We start from the raw sequence: 22,121 nt of genomic DNA on the forward strand, positions 1-22,121 counted from the left end.
CGGCTATGGCGATGCGTCTTAATGAAAATCTGGACGATAACGGCGAAATGCATGAGATCAACGTGACGCCGTTTATCGACGTCATGCTGGTTCTGCTGATTATCTTTATGGTGGCCGCGCCGCTGGCGACGGTCGACGTGAAGGTCAATCTGCCAGCCTCCTCCAGCCAGCCGCAACCGCGACCGGAAAAACCCATCTACCTGTCGGTGAAGGCGGATAAGAGCATGTTCCTCGGCAACGACCCGGTTACCGAAGCGAATATGATTAACGCCCTGGATAGCCTGACCGCCGGCAAAAAAGATACCACCGTCTTCTTCCGCGCGGATAAAACCGTCGATTACGAGACGATGATGAAAGTGATGGATACCCTGCATCAGGCGGGCTATCTCAAGATCGGGCTGGTGGGCGAAGAGACCGTCAAAGCGAAGTAACCTCCCCCTTTCCACTTTTCTCCTCAGGCTGGCCTTGCGCCAGCTTTTTAATAGGTGACGCAATAACTTGTAAGACCAATATTATAGATGTGTGACAACTTTCTCAGTTAACAGAAAACATAAACCCGATGCGAAAAATGACAATAGGATAGTTTTTATCCTGCCTCTACAGTGAATACCACTTCATCTGAGAGGGATTATATTGTGAATCACGATAATAAACTGTCATTTGCGGAGAAGCTGGGATATGGCATGGGGGATGCAGCCTGCGGTATCGTTTACTCTTCGGTAACCATGTTTCTGACATGGTTTTATACGGATATTTACGGGCTTTCTGCTGCCGCAGTCGGAGTGATGTTCCTGGTGACGCGGGTTCTGGATGCGATTACCGATCCGCTAACCGGCATTGTTGCAGACCGTGTAAAGACCCGCTGGGGCCATTTTCGCCCGTGGCTTATCTGGTTTGCCGTACCTTATGCCGTGCTGGCGGTAATGACCTTCACGACTCCGGAATTTGGCGCATCGGGTAAACTGGTTTATGCCTACCTGACCTACACCTTACTCATGCTGTGTTACACCTTTATCAATATTCCCTACTGCGCATTGGGCGGAGTCATTACGCGTGATGAGAAGGATCGCCTTTCAGCCCAGTCATATCGTTTTACGATCTCATCTCTGGCCGGTCTGATGGTTTCTGTCGCAACCCTGTTCCTGGTGGATTTTTTCGGTAAAGAAAATAAGCAGTATGGTTTTCAGGCGACAATGGGAATCATGGGCGCGATCGCTATTGTAATGCTGGCTTTTTGCTTCTTCTCTACCAAAGAACGCGTGGCTCCAGCTGTTGAACAGCAGGGGAGCATACGCGAAGACCTCCGTCAGCTGCTGGCGAATGACCAGTGGCGTATTGTGGCGATAATTACTTTTTTCTCCAGTATGGCCGGGGTTATGCGCAGCGCCGCCACGCTCTATTATGCAACCTACCTGATGTTAGGCGGTGTGGAGTCAGCGGCGGGAACGGCCATGAAATCAGCATTTGTTTCCACCAGCGTCGTTGGCACGATTATCGGCAGCATCGCCGCCGGATGGCTGGCCAAGCGCTATCGCGCGGTATCGCTGTTTAAAAATATCAACCTCCTGCTGGTCCTGGTTGGCGTCGTAATGTTCTTTGTGCCGCCGACCTGGCTGCCGGTGGTGTTCCCTTTATACTTCCTGGTCGGCTTCTTCCATCAGATGTACCAGCCGTTTAAATGGAACATGATGGCCAACGCTGCCGATTATGGCGAATGGAAGTTTGGCCGTCGCATCACGGGATTATCCTATTCCGGTAATCTGTTTGCTTTGAAAATGGGCATGGCGGTTGCTGGCGCCGCCGTAGGTTTTTCGCTTGGGCTATTTGGCTATCAGGCGGGCGTAACGGCGCAGACTCCGCTGGCGACAATGGGAATTGTGGGGCTGTTAACCCTCGGTCCATCACTATCTTACCTGCTCCTGTGGTGGCTGGCGCGTTTCTATAAGCTGGATGACAAAATGATGCAGACAATTCAGCGCGAGCTGTCCATGCGTCAGCAGCAGGGGCATCCAGAGACGCATTTGCCGCTAAACGCCGTTCCGGAAAAGGCCTGAGGAGATGCGAAATATGACCCCTTCTGAATACCAAAATCCTATCTTATGCGCCGATTATTCCGACCCGGATATCGTGCGCGTAGGCGATGATTTCTTTATGGTCTCTTCCAGTTTTAACCATGTGCCCGCTTTACCGATCCTGCATTCAACGGACCTGGTTAATTGGACTATCATCAACCACGTTATGGATGAACTGCCGCTACCTGGTTATGACCGGTATCAGCCGGGTAAGGGCGTATGGGCGCCGTCGATTCGCTGGCACGATGGCAAGCTGTGGGTCTGCTTCAGCACGCCAGATGAAGGTATTTTTATCTGCCATACCGAGGATCCGTGGGGGAAATGGAGCGCTCCGCACTGCCTGCGCGAGGCCAGAGGTTGGATAGATCCCTGCCCGTTCTGGGACGACAATGGTCAGGCCTGGTTGGTACATGCCTTCGCCCATAGCCGCAGCGGCATCAAGCATAAACTGCAGTTGTTTGCGATGGCGCCGGACGCCAGCGAATTGCTGGGCGAAGGGCAGATTATCTATGACGGCTGCTGCGATTTACCTACCCTTGAGGGGCCAAAGGTTTATCAACGCGCCGGTTGGTACTACGTCTTTGCTCCTGCGGGCGGGGTTGAAAATGGCTGGCAGACGGTACTGCGCGCGCGCCAGATGACGGGGCCCTGGGAAGCCAAAAACGTGCTTTTCCAGGGAAACACCTCGATAAACGGACCACATCAGGGCGGCTGGGTGGAGGGTGAGGAGGGCGAATGCTGGTTTGTTCATTTCCAGGACTTACACCTCTATGGCCGCGTGGTTCACCTCCAGCCGATGTCCTGGGGTAACGATGGCTGGCCGCGTATCGGTGAGCAGATTGGCAACGGCGGCGTCGGACAGCCGGTTTTACGTTGGCCGCGTCCTAAAGGGTTAACGCCTTCACCGGCATTGGCGCCGCAAACCAGCGACTATTTTGCGCAAGGCCAACCGGGAATACAGTGGCAGTGGCAGGCTAACCCCAGCCCTGAGTGGCTGCTGCCAGCGAAAGGCGAACTTCGATTACGCTGCGTCCCATTATCCGAAGTCGATGGACAGAGAGCGTTATACTGGGCGCCGCAGCTGTTGCTGCAGAAATTCCCGGCGCTAACTTTTAGCGCGAAAACAAGCGTAACGTTATATGCCGCTCAGGACGGTGATGCCGGAGGCCTGATCGTATACGGCGAACGCTACGCCGCTTTGCTGGTGGAGTTTGGGCAAGGGGGTTACCGGCTCGTGTGGCGACACGGTTGGATGAGCGATGCGGGCGTGGTGCGCGAAACTCGTCAGGTTCTTGCTGAGCTTAAGTGCGGCAAGTGTCAGCTGCAGGTGGCCGTAGGCGAAGGCGGCCTGTGTCAATTTTCCTGGCGAGCCGAGGAGGAGTGGCGGAAGGTTCCTCTTTGTTTTGCTGCCGGGAAGGGAAAATGGGTCGGCGCGAAATTTGGCCTGCTGGCTGCTTCAATGGTTGGCCTACAAAGCGAGGGCTATTCCGCTTTGCAGGACTTTGAGGTCATACTTTAAAGAAACCGTTTCTGGCCGCCTGCAGATGACGCTGGCGGCTGATGTTGCATAAGCGTTACCCTGTTGCGATATAATGGCGGCCGTTTATGTTAACTGACAGGATCTTATGGAACGCTTTCTGGAAAATGCTATGTACGCCTCGCGCTGGCTGCTGGCACCGGTTTATTTTGGCCTCTCGCTCGGTCTGATTGCGCTGACCATCAAATTTTTTCAGGAGATCTTCCACATACTGCCGCATATTTTTAGCGTCAGCGAGTCGGATATGATTCTGACCCTGCTGTCGCTGGTGGATATGACCCTGGTGGGCGGTTTGCTGGTGATGGTGATGTTCTCCGGGTATGAAAATTTTGTCTCGCAACTGGATATTAACGAGGGTAAAGAAAAACTCAGCTGGCTGGGCAAAATGGACGCGACTTCGCTGAAAAATAAGGTTGCCGCCTCCATCGTGGCGATCTCCTCTATTCACCTGCTGCGGGTGTTTATGGATGCGAAAAACGTCCCGGACAATAAGCTGATGTGGTACGTGATTATCCACCTGACCTTCGTGCTTTCGGCCTTTGTGATGGGCTACCTTGATCGTCTGACCAAAGTGAAACACTGATCCCTTCTCTCCCGGCGGTGTTAGCCGCTGGGCTGTTTCTCCCCGTTTAATGCTTTTCTGGGCTGGCGTATGTCCGGGCTTCTGCTTTGCTTAAAGAGCGCTTAACAACGGAGGCAGGGTGATGACGCGATTAACGGCCAAAGATTTCCCGCAGCAGTTGCTCGAGTATTATGACTACTATGCCCACGGCAAAATCAGTAAACGCGAGTTTCTCCAGCTGGCGGGGAAATATACTGTCGGCGGGATGACCGCGCTGGCGCTGTTTAATCTGCTGAAGCCCGACTATGCCCTGGCAGAGCAGGTACCGTTCACCGACCCGGATATCCGCCCGGAGTATATTCATTATCCCTCTCCTGACGGTCACGGCGAAGTGCGGGCTTACCTGGTGACGCCGACAAAAATAGCCGACAAAGCGCCCGCTGTGGTGGTGGTGCATGAGAACCGCGGCCTGAACCCCTATATTGAAGATGTAGCCCGGCGGGTAGCGAAAGCGGGGTACATCGCGCTGGCGCCGGATGGCCTGAGCGCCGTCGGCGGCTATCCGGGGAATGATGATGAAGGCCGCGCGCTACAGCAGAAAGTCGATCCCGTGAAGCTGATGAATGATTTTTTTGCGGCGGTCGCGTTTATGGCGAACTATCCACAGGCGACGGGGAAGGTCGGTATCACCGGTTTTTGCTACGGCGGCGGCGTCAGCAACGCGGCGGCGGTGGCGATCCCGGAGCTGGCCTGCGCGGTGCCGTTTTACGGTCGCCAGCCGCCGCTGAAGGAGGTTGATAAAATTAAAGCACCGCTGCTGCTGCACTATGCCGGCCTCGATAGCGGCATTAATGAAGGCTGGCCTGCCTATGAACAGGCGTTGAAGGAACACCATAAAGTCTACGAGGCCTATTTCTATCAGGGCGTGAATCACGGCTTTCATAATGATTCCACGCCGCGCTACGATCGGGCTGCGGCTGATCTGGCCTGGCAACGCACGCTGGCATGGTTTGAGAAGTATTTACGCTAGCGCAACCGTCATAAATAGCGCTACCGCTCGCTCAAAAAAACGCTATATAATTTATTATATAACGATTGGGAGGGCGCGATGGAAAATCATTTTGGCAAAGGCTTAATGGCGGGGCTACAGGCATCCTATGCTGACACCGCCGCGCATGCGGCGAATTTTTGCGCCGACTATAAACGCGGGTTTGTGCTCGGCTACTCGCACCGCATGTTTGAAAAAACCGGCGACCGCCAGCTCAGCGCCTGGGAAGCGGGGATCCTCACCCGTCGCTATGGCCTGGACAGGGATATGGTGATGGATTTCTTCAAAGAAGGTGGGTCGGGTATGGCGATGCGCTATTTTCTGGCGGGCTATCGGCTGGAAAGCTAAACAGGACGGCTTCGCAGGCGGAACCGTCCTGTGGTGGGAACCCTTTCCCGTCAACGGGAAAGGGTGAAGACCTTACGCCTGGCGCTTATCTTCCGTTTGGGTGTCAAAGTCGCGGGCGTCATGGCGCTCATGCAGCTGCTCATTGAGCGGGCCGTTGGTGCGGTTGACGATGCGTCCGCGCTTGACGGCCGGGCGGTTGCCGACATCCTGCGCCCAGCGCAGCACGTTTTTATAGCTCCCGGCGTCGAGGAACTCCGCCGCGTTATAGACATTGCCCAGCACTACGTTGCCATACCACGGCCAGACAGCCATATCGGCGATGGTGTACTCCTCGCCGGCCACATAGCGACCGCGGGCGAGCTGTTTGTCCAGCACGTCGAGCTGGCGTTTGGCTTCCATCGTAAAGCGGTCGATCGCGTACTCGATCTTCACTGGCGCATAGTTATAGAAGTGGCCGAAGCCGCCGCCGAGGAACGGCGCCGCGCCCTGCAGCCAGAACAGCCAGTTGAGGGTTTCGGTGCGACCGGCAGGATCTTTCGGCAGGAAGAAACCAAATTTTTCCGCCAGATAGAGAAGAATGTTGCCGGACTCAAATACCCGGGTCGGCGGCGTGGTGGAATGGTCGCTGAGGGCCGGGATCTTCGAGTTCGGGTTGATCTCGACAAAGCCGCTGGAAAACTGATCCCCTTCGCCAATGCGTATCAGCCAGGCGTCGTACTCCGCGCCGCTGACGCCCAGCGCCAGCAGCTCCTCCAGCATGATCGTCACCTTCTGGCCGTTGGGTGTGCCGAGTGAGTATAGCTGGAGCGGATGGGTTCCTACCGGCAGGACGCGTTCATGAGTCGCGCCGGAAACGGGACGGTTGATGTTGGCGAACGCGCCGCCGCTGTTTTGCTTCCATTCCCACACTTTTGGTGGCTGGTAGTTTTGCTCTGACATGCTGGTTTGCCTTTTTCGTGGATGTACAAAAAGTGTAGCAGGTGACCTCAGGCCATAATCCGCGCGGCCCACACGCTGACATCATCGCCGCTGCCCAGATCCGGCTGCACCAGGCCGTTGACCATAAAGGTCGGCGAGACATGGATGCCGTTCTGACGGGCGTATTTACTGTGCCACTTGATCACGTCCTGCAGCTCCGGGCGGGCAAAGGCGGCCCCCAGCAGCACGTGACTGTAGCGTTCAATGCGCTCAATGATTTGCTGCGGCGTGGCGTTCATATTCGGCCCGCTGCAGTGATCGGTAAACTCAAACTCTTCCCGATGGTCGGCCACGGCCTGCATCACCTTATGCGCCTGCTCTCTGCCGTGCGGCAGGGTGGACGCGGCGAGGATGCAGCGGACGATAACCCCGGAGAACAGATGCCACGGCTGCGACTGCAGGCGTATCTTGATGGTCACGTTATCGGCGCCGACCTCATCGAGCAGATCGTCGAGTTTATTAAACGCGCGGACAGAGTAGGGGCAGGTGGGCTCAAGGAACACCTCAAACGTCCGCGGGCCGTGTCCCCAGACCAGCGGTTGGGCATTCAGATGCGAGGGTGTGCTCATTGTCGACTCCTGATGTTGCGTTGTTTTTTTGTTATATCACCGATAACGATATCACTTTTGTTTCCGGCTGCAGGGTTATTTTCCTTAACGGCACGATTAGCGAAACGAATGAGTGGTATCATCGTTACACCTCTGTCTGGTAAGTGCCTGCGGCAGGATAAGAAGAGGGAGTTTTGTTTCGCCAACTGCCCGGGCTGCATTAATTTGAGGTCAGGCTAAATGAGCAAAGGATCGACAAGCAGTGACGCCCCGTTTGGGACATTGTTAGGCTATGCACCCGGTGGCGTAGCGATTTATTCATCGAATTACAGTAGCTTAAATCCGCAGGACTACCCGGATGACGCGACGTTTCGCAGCTACATCGGTAATGAGTATATGGGGCATAAATGGCAGTGCGTGGAGTTTGCGCGCCGCTTTCTGTTCCTGACCTATGGCTTTGTCTTCACCGATGTGGGGATGGCTTATGAAATCTTCTCCCTGCGTTTCCTGCGCGAAGTAGTCAATGACAATATTCTGCCGCTGCAGGCCTTCGCCAACGGCTCCCGCCGTCCGCCTATCGCTGGTTCGCTGCTGATCTGGCAGAAGGGGGGCGAGTTTAAGCACACCGGCCATGTGGCGGTGATCACCCAGCTTGTCGGCAATAAGGTGCGTATCGCCGAGCAGAACGTGATTCACTCGCCGCTGCCGCAGGGCCAGCAGTGGACCCGCGAGCTGACCCTCGAGGTCAACGACGGCCGGTACACCATCAAAGATACCTTTGCCGATACCGAAATTTTAGGCTGGATGATCCAGACCGCCGATACCGAACACAGCCTGCCGCAGCCGGTGCTGCCGGGCGAGGCGATGGCCATCAAAGGCGCGCGGCTGCCAAACAACGGCCAGTTTCGCGGTAAATGGCTGAACGAGAAAGACCCGCTGCAGAAAGCCTACGTGGCAGCCAACGGTCATTTCATCAACCAGGATCCCTATCAGTATTTCACCATCAGCGAAAGTGCCGAACAGGAGCTGATCAAAGCCACCAACGAGCTGCACCTGATGTATCTGCACGCCACCGATAAGGTGATGAAGGATGACAACCTGCTGGCGCTGTTCGATATTCCGAAAATTCTCTGGCCTCGTCTGCGCCTCTCGTGGCAGCGCCGCCGTCATCATATGATCACCGGGCGCATGGATTTTTGCATGGACGAGCGCGGGCTGAAGGTGTACGAGTACAATGCCGATTCCGCTTCCTGCCATACCGAAGGCGGGCTGATCCTCGAACAGTGGCTGAAGCAGGGCTACTACGGCACCGGCCACAATCCGGCGGAAGGTCTGCTCGATGAGCTGGCGGGGGCGTGGAAACACAGCCGGGCGCGGCCCTTCGTCCACATCATGCAGGACAAGGATCTGGAAGAGAACTACCACGCGCAGTTTATTCAGCGTTCGCTGACCCAGGCCGGTTTTGAGAGCAAAATTCTCTTTGGCCTTGATGAGCTGCGCTGGGACGCTGCCGGTCAGCTGATCGACGCCGACGGGCGGCTGGTCAACTGCGTCTGGAAAACCTGGGCATGGGAAACCGCCATTGAGCAGGTGCGCGAAGTCAGCGCCGAGGAGTACGCGGCGGTACCGATTCGTACCGGACATCCGCAGAATGAGGTGCGGCTGATTGACGTCCTGCTGCGTCCTGAAGTATTGGTATTCGAACCCCTGTGGACGGTGATCCCCGGCAACAAAGCCATTCTGCCGGTGCTGTGGTCGCTGTTCCCGCATCATCGCTATCTGCTGGATACCGATTTTGAGGTTAACGACGAGCTGGCGAAAACCGGCTATGCGGTGAAGCCTATTTCCGGGCGCTGCGGTAACAATATCGACCTGATCGGCCCTCAGGATGAACTTCTGGATAAGACCAGCGGCCAGTTTGTCGATCGCAAGAATATCTACCAGCAGCTGTGGTGCCTGCCGAAAGTGGACGGTAAGTACATTCAGGTGTGCACATTTACCGTCGGCGGTAACTACGGCGGTACCTGCCTGCGCGGCGATTCGTCGCTGGTGGTGAAAAAAGAGAGCGATATCGAGCCGTTAATCGTTTTGAAAGACAAAGCATGACGTACGAAACCCGGGTAGCGGCATACCCCTGTCCGGGTGACAACGTACTGAAAAGGATAGCCCCGGCATGGTAAGCGCCGCCGGGGAGCACCTGCAACAAAGCCAAGATAATTAACACAACAACAAGACAGAAAAGGAAAATAGTATGCACGATCGGCGTCTCGCCGCCCGCGCGGGTGAACTCAAGCCCTCCGCCGTCCGCGAACTTCTCAAGCACAGTAAACTGCCCGGCGTGATTTCGCTTGGCGGCGGCATTCCGGCCCCGGAACTGTTTGATACCGAAGGCCTGGAGCTGGCGGTGCAGAAGGTGATGAGCGAGCGTTTTAATGACGCATTCCAGTACGGTCTGACGGAAGGCTACCCGCCGCTGCGCCAGGCGGTGAGTGAAATTTGCCACTCCCGTGGCGTCGCCTGTTCAGCCGCCCAGGTCTATATCACCTCCGGCTCCCAGCAATCGCTGGATATCGTTGCCCGTACGCTGCTCGATCCGGGCGATACTATCGTCGTTGAGCGTCCCACTTATCTGGCGGCGCTGCAGGTATTTCAGCTGGCGCAGGCCAATATTCTCAGCGTTGACACCGACGATGACGGGATGCTGGTGGAGCAGCTGGCCGACCTGCTGGAGACCACCCGCGTCAAAGCTGTTTACCTGGTGCCGACGTTCGGCAATCCCGGCGGCAAAACGCTGAGCGAGGCGCGTCGTCGCCGGTTGGTTGAGCTGGCGAAAAAATATGATTTCGTCATTCTGGAAGACGATCCCTACGGCGAAATTAGCTTTACAGACGCCGTTAGACGCCCGCTCTATCAGCATGCTGTCGAGCTGGGCTGTGAAGATCAGGTGGTTTACACCTCGACTTTTTCGAAAATCCTCGCGCCAGGGATGCGTATCGGCTGGATCGTCATGCCGGACTGGCTGGCGCAGCAGACGGTGATTGTGAAGCAGGCGGCGGATCTGCATACCAATATGCTGTCGCAGGTGATCACTGCGGAATACCTCAGTCTGAACCGGCTGGATAACCAGATTGCGTTGATTCGCGAAGACTACCGCAAGAAGTGCGTGGCGCTGGCCGATGCGCTGGAAAGCCGCCTTGGCGAGCACCTGGAATTCAGCCGCCCGCAGGGGGGGATGTTCCTGTGGGCGCGTTTCCGCTATCCGTTCGATACCATGGAATGGATGAAGAAAACGCTGGAAAACGGCGTGGTGTACGTCCCGGGTGAAGCGTTTTATCACGATAAGCCGGATACCCGTACCCTGCGTCTTTCTTACTCCACGGTGTCAGAAGCCGGATTGCTGACGGCCGTTGAGCGGCTGGCGGCCTCCCTGTAACGTCTCTGCTGTGCGCCGCTTTTCGGCGGCGCGCAGCTCTGCGTGACGTTAACGTCCAGCGCAGGGTCAATCCGTTTCGGCGATCCGGTCATCGAGCCAGACCAGCATCAGCGCTGCGAGAAAAGCCAGCGCAAAGGTTCCAATAAACAACCACATAGACGTCCCTCGCGGGTTAATTATTTTGCTGATTCTACCGGAGAGCGATCGTTGCGGTCGGCGATGGAGATTTTAGTTCCGGCGGAATGGCTGGCGAGAGAGAAAAAGTCATCGGCATCAATATCGAAGTTAAGAATAATTTCCCTGTATTTTCCACCGTTAATTAACGCTTTGGCTTCTTTAACACTACTGGCAATAATGACAGGCATCAGTTTTATCTCATTTTGAAAACTGTGAAGCAAAATAAGAGTTAGTTCGTACCAGATCAACTACTTTTTATCGTATTCCGCCGCAGAAAAAACGTCGTACTGTGACGCGACGACGACCGGATATTTTGTGACAGCGATCCGGTCATCAACAGCACAATCTTATTCGACGCTGGCGATATGCTGCAATTTTGCCAACTCGTCAGGATGATTTCCCCTGTTGTTTTTCGCGCAATATCTCGCCGCAGCGCTGCTTGTCCTGACGCAGCGCCTGCTGTTCCTGCGGGCTGAGCTGGCGCCAGGTATCCAGCATCCGCTGCCCCAGCGCCGGAAGGTAATGGGTTTTATGCAGCGCGTAGTCAGAATTTCCCCCCTCGACGATATTCTGCATATCGTGGAGGAACTGGCGGCTGTCGTCATGATCGATTATGCAAAATACCGCCTGGTAGTAAGCTTCATCTTCCTCGGTGTAATGCGGGGTGAACCACCAGACCAGCAGCGCGATAAGCGCCAGTAGCGGGATAATTAAGGATAATTTTTTCAACATCAGTTTTTCGGCCGGAGACAATCAGCCGTCAGTGTACCTGCAACGACGGCCTGATGTAAGCGCCGGCCCCGGCGGGCCGGCACAGGCTAGTAGCCGACCGGGTAGATGCGGCCGGTCTGAACGCCTTCAATGCTGCGGCGATAGGCCTGCGCCACGGCGGCGGCGGGAACGCTGGGGAAGCCCGGGAAAAAGTCGCCGTAGGCTGCCAGCGACTCGCTGAGCACGGTGGGGCTGATGAGATTGATGCGGATCCCGCGCGGCAGCTCGCAGGCGGCGGCGCGGACAAAGCCTTCCAGACCGGCGTTGACCGTCGTGGCATTGACCCCCTGAGCAATGGGTTCCTGCGCGACGATACCGCTGACCAGGGTAATCGACCCGCCGTCGCGCAGAAAATGCTGGCCGACCAGCGCCAGGCGAATTTGCCCCAGCAGCTTGTCCTGCAGACCGAGGTTGAACTGGCTGTCGGTCATGGTGCTTAACGGCCCAAAGTGCAGATTGCCGGTGGTGGAGACGATGGCATCTACTTCACCCGTTTGGGCAAATAGCGCCTCGACGCTCTCCTGCGAGGTGATATCCACCTGATAATCTCCCCGGGTGCGGCCGACGCGGATAACCTCATGTCTCTGACTCAGTTCTTCGCTGACCGCGCGACCGATGGTGCCGCTGGCACCGATAACGATAATTTTCATGGCAGACTCCTGATGAGGTGAGAGGCTATTTTTTAATAAAAGTAATCTCGGATAAACTGGCTAAAAGTTAGAACATTACTAACCAGAGGTTAGCAATATGGACAAATTACGAGGGATGGAGACGTTTATTGCCGTGGTGGAGTGCGGCAGCTTTACCGGGGCGGCGTCGCGCCTGGGGCTGTCGGCGGTGATGGTTGGGAAATATATCGCCCAGTTGGAAAGCCAGCTGGCGACGCGTCTGCTGGAGCGTAACACCCGACGCCAGAGCCTCACCGACGCCGGGCGAGTCTATTTTGACGAAGCGAAACGGGTGATGGAGCAGGTCTCCATCGCCGAAAGCGCGGTCGAGCGGCTGCGGCTGGCGCCGGCCGGCACCCTGCGGGTGAGCGCTCCCACCTCGTTCGGCGCCAGCGTGATCGCGCCCCTGACCGCCACCTTCCTGCAGGCCTGGCCTGCGGTCCGGGTGGAACTGGATCTGACTAACCGGATGGTCGATCTGGTGGATGAGGGGTTCGATCTGGCGATCCGTATCGGCGAGATCCATCAGGAGGATCTGGTGGCTCGCTACCTGGCGCCGTATCGGATGGTGATCTGCGCCGCGCCGGCTTATCTGGCGCGTTACGGGACCCCCGGGACGCCAGAGGATCTCGCCGATCATCTCTGCCTGTCCCATACGGTCTGGACCGCCCGCAACGAGTGGCGGCTGCCGGGCGTAGAGGGAGAAGTGCGCTGGAAACGCGATGCGGTTTTGCGCTGCAACGATGGCTACGCGCTGCGCCAGGCGGCGATCGCCGGGGCCGGGCTGCTGATGCAGCCGGAGGTACTGCTGGCCGATGCGCTGGCCAGCGGCAGCCTGGTTCGGGTGCTGGAGGCGTGGACTCCGCAGCCGCGGCCTGTGCATCTGCTCTGGCGCCAGGATCGTCGGCCCCTGCCGAAGCTGACGCAGTTTATCGCCCACCTTCAGCAGGGAATGGCCGACGCGCTGACAACGACCCGCGCGTCGGAATAATCACTCCGCCCGCAGCGCCTGCTGCCAGTCGGCAATCAGATCGTTGGGATCTTCGATCCCCACCGACAGGCGGATCAGCTGCGGTGTGATACCGTTCGCCAGGCGTTTCTCCAGCGGGATCGAGGCATGGGTCATGCTGAAGGGCTGGCTCACCAGACTCTCCACGCCGCCCAGGCTCTCCGCAAGCGTAAACCAGCGCAGCTTGCTGATGATGCGCTCGGCGTAACCTTCATCGCCCTTCACCACCACCGAAATCATGCCGCCGGGCAGGGCCATTTGCTGGCGCGCCAGCTGATGATGCGGGTGCGAAGCCAGCCAGGGAAACCAGACTCGCTCCACTTCCGGCTGCTGTTCCAGCCATTCGGCGAGCTGCAGCGCGTTCGCGCTGTGGCGCTCCATCCGCAGCGCCAGGGTACGGATGCCGCGCAGCGTCAGGAAGCTGCTGAACGGGTCAAGCACGCCGCCTACCGCATTCTGCAGATAGCCAAGCTTTTCCGCGAGCCCGGAGTTATCGCCAACCACCGCCAGGCCGGCGACGACATCGGAATGGCCGTTGAGGTACTTGGTCGCGGAGTGCACCACAATATCAAACCCATGCTCCAGCGGGCGATGGATCGCCGGCGAAGCAAAGGTGTTATCGGCGACGCTGATCAGGTTATGGCGGCGCGCGATGGCGGCGATGGCGCTGAGATCCGCGAGCTTCAGCAGCGGGTTGGTGGGCGTTTCCACCCAGATCATGCGCGTATCGGGGCGGATCGCCGCTTCAATTCCCGCCAGGTCGTCGGGTTTCACCCAGCTCACCTGCAGACCAGCGCTACGGCGGCGAACGTTTTCCAGCAGGCGGTAAGTGCCGCCATACACATCATCGACCGCCACCAGATGACTGTCCTTATCCAGCAGCTCCAGCACGGTGGAGATGGCGGCCAGCCCGGAGGCGAACGCGTAGCCGCGCGTGCCGTTTTCCAGGTCGGCGATCGCCGTCTCCAGCGCGTGACGGGTGGGATTCCCGCTGCGGGAATATTCATAACCGGTATGCTGCCCCGGCGCTGGCTGAGCAAAAGTGGAGGTGGCATAAATCGGCGGCATCACTGCGCCATGGCTGTCGGTGAAGGTTCCGCTATGTACACTCAGGGTGTGGATAGATGACATAAAAAATTCCTTATTGTGCGACTCGGTTACGCCAGGCGGTCAATACATCGCTGCGGGTGACCAGGCCAAGAAAACGCGTGTTGTCAGCGATCACCGCCACCAGACCGCGATCGAGAATGGCCTGCAGTTCACTCTCTGGCGCACGCTTATCGAGAGTTTCAACATGGCGGCTCATCGCTTCGCTGACCGGCAGGGAGAAGCGTTGGCGATCGCCCTGTACGTGGCGGATCAAATCCCACTCATCGACGATGCCGACCACGCGGCCATCCTCCAGTACCGGCAGTTGGGAGATGTCATACAGCCGCATGCGGGTAAAGACCGCGGCCAGGGTGTCGTCCGGCGCGGCCGTGACGGTAGCGCCTTCGTCATGGCGCAGGGCGATAAAATCACTGAGATCGCCCTGTTCGGGGCGGGCGATCAGTCCTTGCTGGCGCATCCAGTCGTCGTTGAACATTTTGGACAGGTATTTATTGCCGCTGTCGCAGGCGAAGGTCACCACCCGCTTCGGACGGCTTTGCGTCCGGCAGTAGCGCAGCGCGGCGCTGAGCAGGGTGCCGGTGGAAGAGCCGGCCAGCACTCCTTCGACCTGCAGCAGCTGGCGCGCGGTGTGGAATGCTTCGCAGTCGCTGACGCGATACGCGGTATGTACCCCCTCCAGCCTGGCCAGCGGCGGGATAAAATCTTCGCCGATCCCTTCGACCAGCCAGGATCCCGTTTCGCCGTAGCGTCCGGTATCGACCTGATCGGCAAGGATCGAACCCGCCGGATCGGCGAGAATAAATTCCGTTTTCGGCGAGTGCTCAGCAAACCAGGCCTGAAGCCCACCCAGCGTGCCGCCGGAGCCGACGCCGACGACGATGGCGTCGATGTCGCCCTCCAGCTGCTGATAAAGCTCCGGCGCAGTGGAGGTGGCATGGGCCAGCGGATTGGCGTCGTTATTAAACTGGTCGATATAAAAGGCGCCCGGCGTTTCATCGGCAAGGCGGCGGGCATAATCCTGGTAGTAGGCCGGGTGGCCTTTATTGACGTCGGAGCGGGTGAGCAGCACCGTCGCGCCCAGCGCCCGAAGGTGAAAGATTTTCTCGCGGCTCATTTTGTCCGGCACCACCAGGATCAGGCGGTAATTTTTCTGCGCCGCAATCAGCGCCAGACCGAGGCCGGTATTGCCGGCGGTGGCTTCGATAATCGTTCCCCCGGGCGCCAGTTTTCCCTGGCGCTCGGCTTCATTAATCATCGACAGCGCAACCCGATCTTTAATTGACCCGCCGGGGTTCTGATTTTCCAGTTTTAAAAACAGACTGCAGGGCCCGGTATCCAGTTTGTGCAACTGGAGCAGGGGAGTATGACCGATCAGGTCGCTCACGGAATGAAACAGTGACATAACCATTTACCCACTCGTTTAAGATATTTTTGCATACTAGAACTGTGAAAACGGTTATTTAAAGAATATTTCTCTGTCATTTAGCGCAAAATGGAATATAAGATGCTATTTGGCCATCTGGAGGGAAAGCAGGGCAGCCACCTGGGCGGATCGATTTCCAGAAAAGGGCGTTTTAGCCGCTTTTAGCGGGAAAATGGCGATTTTGATCAGTGTGTTATCTGATATCTGAAAATGTATTTGCGAAAAGATTCTATGGAGAATAGGCCTGCGCTTGTCGTTAACTAGCAGCGGGCTGGCCAGGAGAAAAACGCAGCAGGGAAATCACGGGTTAACGCAGTTCGATGGAGAGTCCGGCTACAGAAAAGCAAAAACCCGCCATTTGGGCGGGTTCTTTAAATAGTGGTGCCCGGACTCGGAATCGAACCAAGGACACGGGGATTTTCAATCCCCTGCTCTACCGACTGAGCTATCCGGGCAACGGGGCGCATTAAACCGTAATCGCCGCGCCTCGTCAACGAAATTTATCTGTTTTGCAGCAGACTGAACAATCTATCACCACATTGCGCTAAAAGCACGCGTTTTCAGGCAAAAAACAGCGTCCAGGCCGCGGAAATCGGCATCGCCAGCACCAGCGCAGGCAGCATATTCACTACGGCAAACATTTTTATCCCGCAGATGCGCAGCCCGGTGGCCACCAGCAGCATGCCGCCGACGGCGCTGAAATCCGCCAGCATCATCGGCGTGGTAAGCGGCATAATGATCGCCGCGCAGGCTGCAAGAGTCAGCTGGATAAGCAGCATCGGTACGCTGATGGCGGCGACGGCAATGCCCAGGGTGCAGGCGAAGATGGTGGCGGTGAAAAAGTCGAGAAACGCTTTGGCAATCAGAATGCTGGCGTCGCCGGTCATCCCTTCGCGCATGGCGCCGAAGACGCCGGTGCCGCTGGCGCAGAACAGGACGATAATCGCCACATAGCTCTGAATATAAGACTCATGAGCCGAAGCCTTTTTCTTGCCTTTCGCTGACATCAACTGCTGGAGTTTACTGACCAGCGTATTGATGCCTTTTTCCATATTGCATATTTCGCCGAGCAGCGTCCCTACCAGGGTCGACAGCACCATCACCGGCAGATTGGCGCACTTAATGACCAGTAAAATGCCGATGCCCAATGACGCCAGGCCAAAAATAGAGGTCATTGCGGTGCGGATCCGTTCCGGCAACCGTTGGCTGAGTAAGGCGCCCAGCACACCGCCGACCAGCACCGCGCTGGCGTTAATAAAAGGTCCTGTAACCACGCTGACTCCTGTTAAAAATCCCTGATAACCGCATTATTATGGCGTTAACTTACCGGGAAAGCTTGTGTATCCGTGATATAAGTGCATACGGTTTTCATCTTGCGCCTGTTCGGGAAAGGTGCCATGATTGCGCGAATTTTCTCCTCCCTGATATGAGGCCGCCGATGACGACACAGCCATTATCTCGCCAGCGACGCCGCGCCCAGATGCGCGGGCTGCCTCATCTTGCTACGCTTACCCCTCTGTTCACCATGCGGTGAAGGACACGTATGCTCACTGTAGGGCAACAGTAAGATCGGACGCGTCTGCTTTTACTGATGTCCGGCGGTCGGAGCTGAATCCGTCAGACCCGGACACATCGTTGGGCAAGGTCTCCCTTGTCTGAGATTTTTACACTCCCGATACGGGCATTTGCGCTTATGAAATCCATGCACATTGCCGCCAGCTGCGAGCTGGTCACCCGCTTGTCCACCCACCGTCGCGTTGTGGCGCTGGACAGTACCGATTTTACCGATGTGGCGGCAGTCGTCATCTCCGCGGCCGACAGTCGCAGCGGCATCCTTACTCTCCTCAGGCGTAGCGGATTTAACCTGCCGGTCTACCTGCTGAGTGAGACGGCGGTCGACAAGCCGGAGGGGGTGCAGGCGGTGATCGCCGGTAAAGATCAGGAGTGGCTGGAGCTGGAGGCGGCGGCCTGTGATTATGAAGCGCGTCTGCTGCCGCCGTTTTTCAATACCCTGACCCAGTACGTCGAGATGGATAACAGCACCTTTGCCTGTCCGGGGCATCAGCACGGGGCGTTTTTCAAAAAGCACCCTGCAGGCCGTCAGTTCTATGACTTTTTTGGCGAAAATGTCTTTCGCGCCGACATGTGCAACGCCGACGTGAAATTAGGCGATCTGCTGATCCACGAAGGGTCAGCCAAGCACGCACAGAAGTTCGCTGCGAAGGTGTTCAATGCGGATAAAACCTACTTCGTCCTCAACGGCACCTCGGCGGCCAACAAAGTCGTGACCAACGCGCTATTGACCCGCGGCGATCTGGTGCTGTTCGATCGTAACAACCACAAGTCAAACCATCACGGGGCGCTGATCCAGGCGGGGGCGACGCCTGTTTACCTGGAAGCCGCGCGCAATCCGTTCGGCTTTATCGGCGGCATTGACGAGCGCTGCTTTGATGAGCATTACCTGCGGGATCTCATCCGCGAAGCGGCGCCTGAGAAAGCCAATGCCTCCCGCCCGTTTCGTCTGGCGGTGATCCAGCTCGGGACCTACGACGGCACGGTCTATAACGCCCGCCAGGTGGTGGATAAGATCGGCCACCTCTGCGATTACATCCTGTTCGACTCGGCGTGGGTGGGCTATGAGCAGTTTATCCCAATGATGGCCGACTGCTCGCCGCTGCTGCTGGAGCTGACCCCCGACGATCCGGGTATTTTTGTCACCCAGTCCGTGCACAAGCAGCAGGCCGGCTTCTCACAGACGTCGCAGATCCATAAAAAAGATAACCATCTGCGCGGCCAGGCGCGCTTCTGTCCGCACAAGCGGCTGAATAACGCCTTTATGCTGCATGCCTCCACCAGCCCGTTCTATCCGCTGTTCGCCGCGCTGGACGTCAACGCTAAAATCCACGAAGGCGAGAGCGGCCGCCGCCTGTGGGCCGAGTGCGTGGCGCTGGGCATCGAGGCGCGCAAAGCGATCATCGCCAACTGCAAGATGATCCAGCCCTTTATTCCGCCGATGGTGGCGGGGCGCCCGTGGCAGGATCACCCGACCGAGGCGATCGCCCGGGAGCGCCGCTTCTTCAGCTTCGAACCCGACGCGCGCTGGCATGGTTTTGAAGGCTACGCGGACGACCAGTATTTTGTCGACCCGTGCAAGCTGTTGCTGACCACCCCGGGCATTGACGCGGAGAGCGGGGAGTACAGTGAGTTTGGCATCCCGGCAACCATTCTGGCGCATTATCTGCGTGAAAACGGCATCGTGCCGGAGAAGTGCGATCTCAACTCGATTCTGTTCCTGCTGACGCCGGCGGAGAGCGCCGAAAAAATGGCGCAGCTGGTGGCGATGCTGGGGCAGTTTGAACAGCATATTGAAGCGGATACGCCGCTGGCCGATGTGTTGCCGACCATCTATAACAAATATCCGGTGCGTTATCGCGACTATACCCTGCGCGAGCTGTGCCAGGAGATGCACGATCTGTACGTTAGCTTTGACGTGAAGAGCCTGCAAAAAGAGATGTTCCGTAAACGGAGCTTCCCAAGGGTGGTGATGAATCCCCAGGATGCCAACCACGAGTTTATTCGCGGCAACGTTGAGCTGGTGCGTCTGAGCGAGGCGGAAGGCCGCGTCGCGGCGGAGGGAGCGCTGCCGTATCCGCCGGGCGTGCTGTGCGTGGTGCCCGGCGAGGTCTGGGGCGGCGCCGTTTTGCGCTATTTCCTCGCGCTGGAGGAGGGGGTCAATATGCTGCCTGGCTTCTCGCCGGAGCTGCAGGGGGTTTACAGCGAGACGGATCCGGACGGCATTAAGCGGCTGTATGGCTACGTGCTGAAGGGATAAAAAAACGCCCCGCCGAACAGGCGGGGCGTTTTACTTTTGCCGATCACACGCTCTGCTGGGCGGCGGTCGGTTGTCTGACGTGTTTGTATTTGAACAGCGCCACGAAGGCAAAGGCCAGCACCAGCGAATAGCCGGCGAAAATCAGCCACACGCTCTGCCAGTCAGTGATCCCCTCGACGGTAAAGTGTTCGACGACTTTGCCGCTCACCATCCCGCCGAGAATACAGCCGAAGCCGTTGGTCATCATCAGGAACATCCCCTGAGCGCTGGCGCGGATTTCCGGGCGCACCTCTTTCTCAACGAACACCGAACCGGAGATGTTAAAGAAGTCGAAGGCGCAGCCGTAGACGATCATCGACAGCACCAGTAGTACAGTGCCGAACGGCGTCGGGTCGCCAAAGGCGAACAGGCCGAAGCGCAGCATCCACGCCACAATACTGATAAGCATCACGTTCTTAATGCCGTAGCGGCTAAGGAAGAATGGGATGGTCAGGATAAACAGCGTTTCGGAAATCTGCGAAATCGACATCAGCACTGACGCGTGCTCGACGATAAAGCTGCCGGCAAACAGCGGATCTTTATCGAAGCTGTGCAGGAAGGTGTTACCGAACATGTTAGTGATTTGCAGCTCGGCGCCGAGCATCATCGAGAAGATAAAGAAGATAGCCATACGCTTGTTTTTAAACAGCGCAAAAGCGTTCAGGCCGAGCATCTCCGTCCAGCTTTGATTGCGCTGGGCGTTGGCGACCGGAATATGCGGCAGCGTCAGGGTGAACAGAGTCAGCAGGACCGACAGCGTCGCGCCAATGTACAGCTGCATATGGCTCAGTTCAAAGCCGGAGAAGCTCACGCCCCACATGGCGAGGATAAAGCCGATGGTGCCCCAGATACGAATTGGCGGGAAATCGGTGACAATATCCAGCCCCGCCGACTGCAGGCGGTAGTAGGAGATGGTATTGATCAAGCCAAGCGTCGGCATATAGGCCAGCGAGTTAAGCAGGATCACGAGGAACATCTCGCCCGGCGTGGTGACCTGCGCCGCGAGGTACAGCGTTAACGCGCCGACCAGGTGGCAGATGGCGTATACCCATTTGGCGCTGATCCACTTATCGGCGACGATGCCGAGCAGCGTCGGCATCAACACCGCGGCGATACCGAGCGAGCTATACACTGCGCCGATTGCCGCGCCGTCAAACTTCAGCGTGACAAACATGTACGAGCCAAGCGTGGTGAGCCAGCTCCCCCAAAGGCAGAACTGCAGGAACGACAGTATTTTGAGCTGCAGCTTAAGATTCATGTAGTTATCCTCACGAATGTGGGCTTGTTATGTTTTTAAAATAACATTAATCCCGTTATTTTGATGCGATTCTATCATTCGCCAGCTTAATGCTTCTGTTAACTGCCGCAGAAAACCGAAAGATATTACAGAGTATGGCGGAGAATAAGCGCGGCCTCAGCGCGGGGCTGAGGCCGGAGTCGGGAGGAGGGCTATTTACGGCGGTAGCTTTTCTGCGCCGTATTAACTTTGTACAGATAGCGGCGCGATTCCGCCGACGGATGGCGGGTGGTCAGCGTCTGGTAGACGTCCCCTGGCGCCATGCTGTTGATAATATTGGCCGCCTGCACTTTATCGCTGGAGAAGACCCGCAGTACGCTGCCGGCGCCGCCGTTATAGGCAGTGATCACCGCGTAGCGACGCGAGGTGGGGTTATCGATGCCGGCGAGGTAAACATTGTTCAGCATCGCCAGGTAGGCGGTACCGGTGTCGATGTTATTCGCCGGGTCAAACAGATAGCTGCGGCTTGGCAGGCCGGATTTACCCTGGGAGCGGAAGACGTCTCTGCCGGCGCTGTGCTGGACCACCTGCATCAGCCCCATGGCGTCGGCATGGCTGACCGCATAGGGGTTAAAGGAGGATTCGGTCTGCATAATCGCGAGGATCAGCGACTCATCAACCCCATACTTACGCGAGGCCTGACGCACCATGCCGAGGTATTTATGCGCACGTTTGTCGAGGTGGTTCGGCACCAGGTTAATGGTGATGCTGTAGACCACGCGCAGGCCGTTGTTGCGGCTCTTCAGACGGGTTTGCAGCAGATAGTCGGCAAAGCGCGCGGCGCGCCACTCCCAGCGAATCGACGCCCCGGTGTTATCCACCACCTGGCCATAGAGGAACGGCTCTTTGGAGATCTGGATGTCATCGACATCGGAATAGAGGTCAATGGAGTTGGGGTCATCGCCCATCAACAGGGTTTTGACGATCGCCTGGCGCAGACGTCCGCGAGGGTCGGTGCCGGCAATGGTCTCGACGGTGATCGTCCCTTCATCGAAGTTGATGTGGCTGCGGGTTTGATACTGGTCGGTGTACTTGACGTAGTCCTTTGGCCCGGCGAGCAGGACTTCGTTGTACCCCCAAATGTTCTCGATGTTGTGGGCGAACTGGCCCATCAAAATATCGAATCCGTTCGTGTCCTTGACCCAGGCCTCGTTGTATTCGGCGCCTTTTTTATTGGAGCTGGAACACGAAACGAGCAACGGCGCAATCAGCGCGAGCGCTAAGTATTTTTTCATCATTCCGGGCGTGCGTGTTGTGTTTGTTTTTTTA

The 22,121-nt window shown here is 57.2% G+C and carries 21 protein-coding genes and 1 tRNA gene; 11 read left to right on the forward strand and 11 right to left on the reverse strand.

What is annotated here, in order from left to right; translation table 11 throughout:
* The first annotated feature begins 5 nt into the window (after positions 1-5).
* From exbD to IB144_RS03565, 6 genes are all read left to right on the forward strand, one after another.
* Positions 6-431, forward strand: a complete 426-nt coding sequence (exbD, locus tag IB144_RS03540) for a TonB system transport protein ExbD (RefSeq protein WP_002916785.1) — start codon at positions 6-8, stop codon at positions 429-431.
* A 204-nt stretch (positions 432-635) separates the two neighbouring features.
* Entirely contained in the window at positions 636-2,054 is a 1,419-nt protein-coding gene (locus IB144_RS03545; protein WP_065888808.1) for an MFS transporter, read from the forward strand.
* Positions 2,055-2,067: 13 nt separating this feature from the next.
* Positions 2,068-3,591: a glycoside hydrolase 43 family protein gene (locus tag IB144_RS03550; RefSeq protein ID WP_065888809.1), complete on the forward strand. Its 1,524-nt coding sequence runs from the start codon at positions 2,068-2,070 to the stop codon at positions 3,589-3,591.
* Positions 3,592-3,697: 106 nt separating this feature from the next.
* A complete protein-coding gene (locus IB144_RS03555; protein WP_004105804.1) occupies positions 3,698-4,192 on the forward strand; it encodes a TIGR00645 family protein in 495 nt (164 codons plus the stop codon).
* Positions 4,193-4,313: 121 nt separating this feature from the next.
* Positions 4,314-5,201, forward strand: coding sequence for a YghX family hydrolase (gene yghX / locus IB144_RS03560; protein ID WP_004144560.1), 888 nt, complete (start codon positions 4,314-4,316; stop codon positions 5,199-5,201).
* 78 nt (positions 5,202-5,279) lie between these two features.
* Complete coding sequence (locus IB144_RS03565) at positions 5,280-5,567, forward strand: DUF2623 domain-containing protein (protein ID WP_002916743.1); 288 nt, start codon at positions 5,280-5,282, stop codon at positions 5,565-5,567.
* A 72-nt stretch (positions 5,568-5,639) separates the two neighbouring features.
* On the opposite strand, the gene yghU is transcribed toward IB144_RS03565, so the two are convergent.
* Complete coding sequence (yghU, locus tag IB144_RS03570) at positions 5,640-6,506, reverse strand: glutathione-dependent disulfide-bond oxidoreductase (RefSeq protein WP_002916742.1); 867 nt, start codon at positions 6,504-6,506, stop codon at positions 5,640-5,642.
* A 47-nt stretch (positions 6,507-6,553) separates the two neighbouring features.
* Positions 6,554-7,114, reverse strand: coding sequence for a thioredoxin domain-containing protein (locus IB144_RS03575; RefSeq protein WP_004150918.1), 561 nt, complete (start codon positions 7,112-7,114; stop codon positions 6,554-6,556).
* A 20-nt stretch (positions 7,115-7,134) separates the two neighbouring features.
* On the opposite strand from IB144_RS03575, the gene IB144_RS03580 reads away from it, so the two are divergent.
* The 3 genes from IB144_RS03580 to IB144_RS03590 all read left to right on the forward strand — a co-directional run bounded on the left by IB144_RS03580 (position 7,135) and on the right by IB144_RS03590 (position 10,526).
* Entirely contained in the window at positions 7,135-7,257 is a 123-nt protein-coding gene (locus IB144_RS03580) for a hypothetical protein (RefSeq protein WP_004217169.1), read from the forward strand.
* A 76-nt stretch (positions 7,258-7,333) separates the two neighbouring features.
* Positions 7,334-9,199 carry a bifunctional glutathionylspermidine amidase/synthase gene (gss, locus tag IB144_RS03585; protein WP_002916740.1) on the forward strand — a complete coding sequence of 622 codons (1,866 nt, stop codon included), beginning with the start codon at positions 7,334-7,336 and terminating at the stop codon, positions 9,197-9,199.
* Between the two features lie 145 nt (positions 9,200-9,344).
* Positions 9,345-10,526 carry a PLP-dependent aminotransferase family protein gene (locus tag IB144_RS03590; RefSeq protein ID WP_004149825.1) on the forward strand — a complete coding sequence of 394 codons (1,182 nt, stop codon included), beginning with the start codon at positions 9,345-9,347 and terminating at the stop codon, positions 10,524-10,526.
* A 176-nt stretch (positions 10,527-10,702) separates the two neighbouring features.
* Here IB144_RS03590 and IB144_RS03595 read toward each other — a convergent pair whose 3' ends face one another.
* From IB144_RS03595 to IB144_RS03605, 3 genes are all read right to left on the reverse strand, one after another.
* Complete coding sequence (locus IB144_RS03595; RefSeq protein ID WP_002916738.1) at positions 10,703-10,891, reverse strand: hypothetical protein; 189 nt, start codon at positions 10,889-10,891, stop codon at positions 10,703-10,705.
* Between the two features lie 199 nt (positions 10,892-11,090).
* Positions 11,091-11,435, reverse strand: coding sequence for a hypothetical protein (locus IB144_RS03600; RefSeq protein ID WP_046654815.1), 345 nt, complete (start codon positions 11,433-11,435; stop codon positions 11,091-11,093).
* An 86-nt stretch (positions 11,436-11,521) separates the two neighbouring features.
* Complete coding sequence (locus IB144_RS03605) at positions 11,522-12,124, reverse strand: short chain dehydrogenase (protein WP_004174410.1); 603 nt, start codon at positions 12,122-12,124, stop codon at positions 11,522-11,524.
* A gap of 97 nt (positions 12,125-12,221) precedes the next feature.
* Here IB144_RS03605 and IB144_RS03610 point away from each other — a divergent pair, with 97 nt between their 5' ends.
* A complete protein-coding gene (locus IB144_RS03610) occupies positions 12,222-13,133 on the forward strand; it encodes a LysR family transcriptional regulator (RefSeq protein ID WP_004181308.1) in 912 nt (303 codons plus the stop codon).
* On the opposite strand, the gene IB144_RS03615 is transcribed toward IB144_RS03610, so the two are convergent.
* The 4 genes from IB144_RS03615 to IB144_RS03630 form a co-directional block, all read right to left on the reverse strand.
* The gene (locus IB144_RS03615; protein ID WP_020316731.1) at positions 13,134-14,282 is read right to left on the reverse strand and encodes a PLP-dependent aspartate aminotransferase family protein; all 1,149 of its coding nucleotides are present in this window, start codon (positions 14,280-14,282) and stop codon (positions 13,134-13,136) included.
* A 10-nt stretch (positions 14,283-14,292) separates the two neighbouring features.
* The gene (locus tag IB144_RS03620) at positions 14,293-15,669 is read right to left on the reverse strand and encodes a pyridoxal-phosphate dependent enzyme (protein WP_004174417.1); all 1,377 of its coding nucleotides are present in this window, start codon (positions 15,667-15,669) and stop codon (positions 14,293-14,295) included.
* Between the two features lie 394 nt (positions 15,670-16,063).
* Positions 16,064-16,139 (reverse strand) — tRNA-Phe (locus tag IB144_RS03625).
* Between the two features lie 105 nt (positions 16,140-16,244).
* A complete protein-coding gene (locus IB144_RS03630; RefSeq protein ID WP_002916694.1) occupies positions 16,245-16,958 on the reverse strand; it encodes a DUF554 domain-containing protein in 714 nt (237 codons plus the stop codon).
* Positions 16,959-17,377: 419 nt separating this feature from the next.
* On the opposite strand from IB144_RS03630, the gene IB144_RS03635 reads away from it, so the two are divergent.
* Positions 17,378-19,516 (forward strand): ornithine decarboxylase, encoded by a 2,139-nt coding sequence (locus tag IB144_RS03635; protein ID WP_023284291.1) that lies wholly within the window; start codon positions 17,378-17,380, stop codon positions 19,514-19,516.
* Positions 19,517-19,559: 43 nt separating this feature from the next.
* Here the strand turns inward: IB144_RS03635 and IB144_RS03640 are convergent, their stop codons facing one another.
* The gene (locus IB144_RS03640; RefSeq protein WP_004144787.1) at positions 19,560-20,813 is read right to left on the reverse strand and encodes a nucleoside permease; all 1,254 of its coding nucleotides are present in this window, start codon (positions 20,811-20,813) and stop codon (positions 19,560-19,562) included.
* Between the two features lie 191 nt (positions 20,814-21,004).
* On the reverse strand, positions 21,005-22,087 hold the full coding sequence (gene mltC, locus IB144_RS03645) for a membrane-bound lytic murein transglycosylase MltC (RefSeq protein ID WP_002916629.1): 1,083 nt from the start codon (positions 22,085-22,087) through the stop codon (positions 21,005-21,007).
* Positions 22,088-22,121 lie beyond the last annotated feature (34 nt).

This window comes from Klebsiella sp. K4 (genome assembly GCF_014596785.2).
GTDB classification, from domain to species: Bacteria; Pseudomonadota; Gammaproteobacteria; order Enterobacterales; family Enterobacteriaceae; genus Klebsiella; species Klebsiella pneumoniae.

Coding starts and splice junctions, on each gene's coding strand:
- exbD (WP_002916785.1), top strand. CDS start 6: ATGGCGATGCGTCTTAATGAAAATCTGGACGATAACGGCGAAATGCAT.
- IB144_RS03550 (WP_065888809.1), top strand. CDS start 2,068: ATGACCCCTTCTGAATACCAAAATCCTATCTTATGCGCCGATTATTCC.
- IB144_RS03555 (WP_004105804.1), top strand. CDS start 3,698: ATGGAACGCTTTCTGGAAAATGCTATGTACGCCTCGCGCTGGCTGCTG.
- yghX (WP_004144560.1), top strand. CDS start 4,314: ATGACGCGATTAACGGCCAAAGATTTCCCGCAGCAGTTGCTCGAGTAT.
- IB144_RS03565 (WP_002916743.1), top strand. CDS start 5,280: ATGGAAAATCATTTTGGCAAAGGCTTAATGGCGGGGCTACAGGCATCC.
- yghU (WP_002916742.1), bottom strand. CDS start 6,506: ATGTCAGAGCAAAACTACCAGCCACCAAAAGTGTGGGAATGGAAGCAA.
- IB144_RS03575 (WP_004150918.1), bottom strand. CDS start 7,114: ATGAGCACACCCTCGCATCTGAATGCCCAACCGCTGGTCTGGGGACAC.
- gss (WP_002916740.1), top strand. CDS start 7,334: ATGAGCAAAGGATCGACAAGCAGTGACGCCCCGTTTGGGACATTGTTA.
- IB144_RS03590 (WP_004149825.1), top strand. CDS start 9,345: ATGCACGATCGGCGTCTCGCCGCCCGCGCGGGTGAACTCAAGCCCTCC.
- IB144_RS03595 (WP_002916738.1), bottom strand. CDS start 10,891: ATGCCTGTCATTATTGCCAGTAGTGTTAAAGAAGCCAAAGCGTTAATT.
- IB144_RS03600 (WP_046654815.1), bottom strand. CDS start 11,435: ATGTTGAAAAAATTATCCTTAATTATCCCGCTACTGGCGCTTATCGCG.
- IB144_RS03605 (WP_004174410.1), bottom strand. CDS start 12,124: ATGAAAATTATCGTTATCGGTGCCAGCGGCACCATCGGTCGCGCGGTC.
- IB144_RS03610 (WP_004181308.1), top strand. CDS start 12,222: ATGGACAAATTACGAGGGATGGAGACGTTTATTGCCGTGGTGGAGTGC.
- IB144_RS03615 (WP_020316731.1), bottom strand. CDS start 14,282: ATGTCATCTATCCACACCCTGAGTGTACATAGCGGAACCTTCACCGAC.
- IB144_RS03620 (WP_004174417.1), bottom strand. CDS start 15,669: ATGGTTATGTCACTGTTTCATTCCGTGAGCGACCTGATCGGTCATACT.
- IB144_RS03635 (WP_023284291.1), top strand. CDS start 17,378: ATGAAATCCATGCACATTGCCGCCAGCTGCGAGCTGGTCACCCGCTTG.
- IB144_RS03640 (WP_004144787.1), bottom strand. CDS start 20,813: ATGAATCTTAAGCTGCAGCTCAAAATACTGTCGTTCCTGCAGTTCTGC.
- mltC (WP_002916629.1), bottom strand. CDS start 22,087: ATGAAAAAATACTTAGCGCTCGCGCTGATTGCGCCGTTGCTCGTTTCG.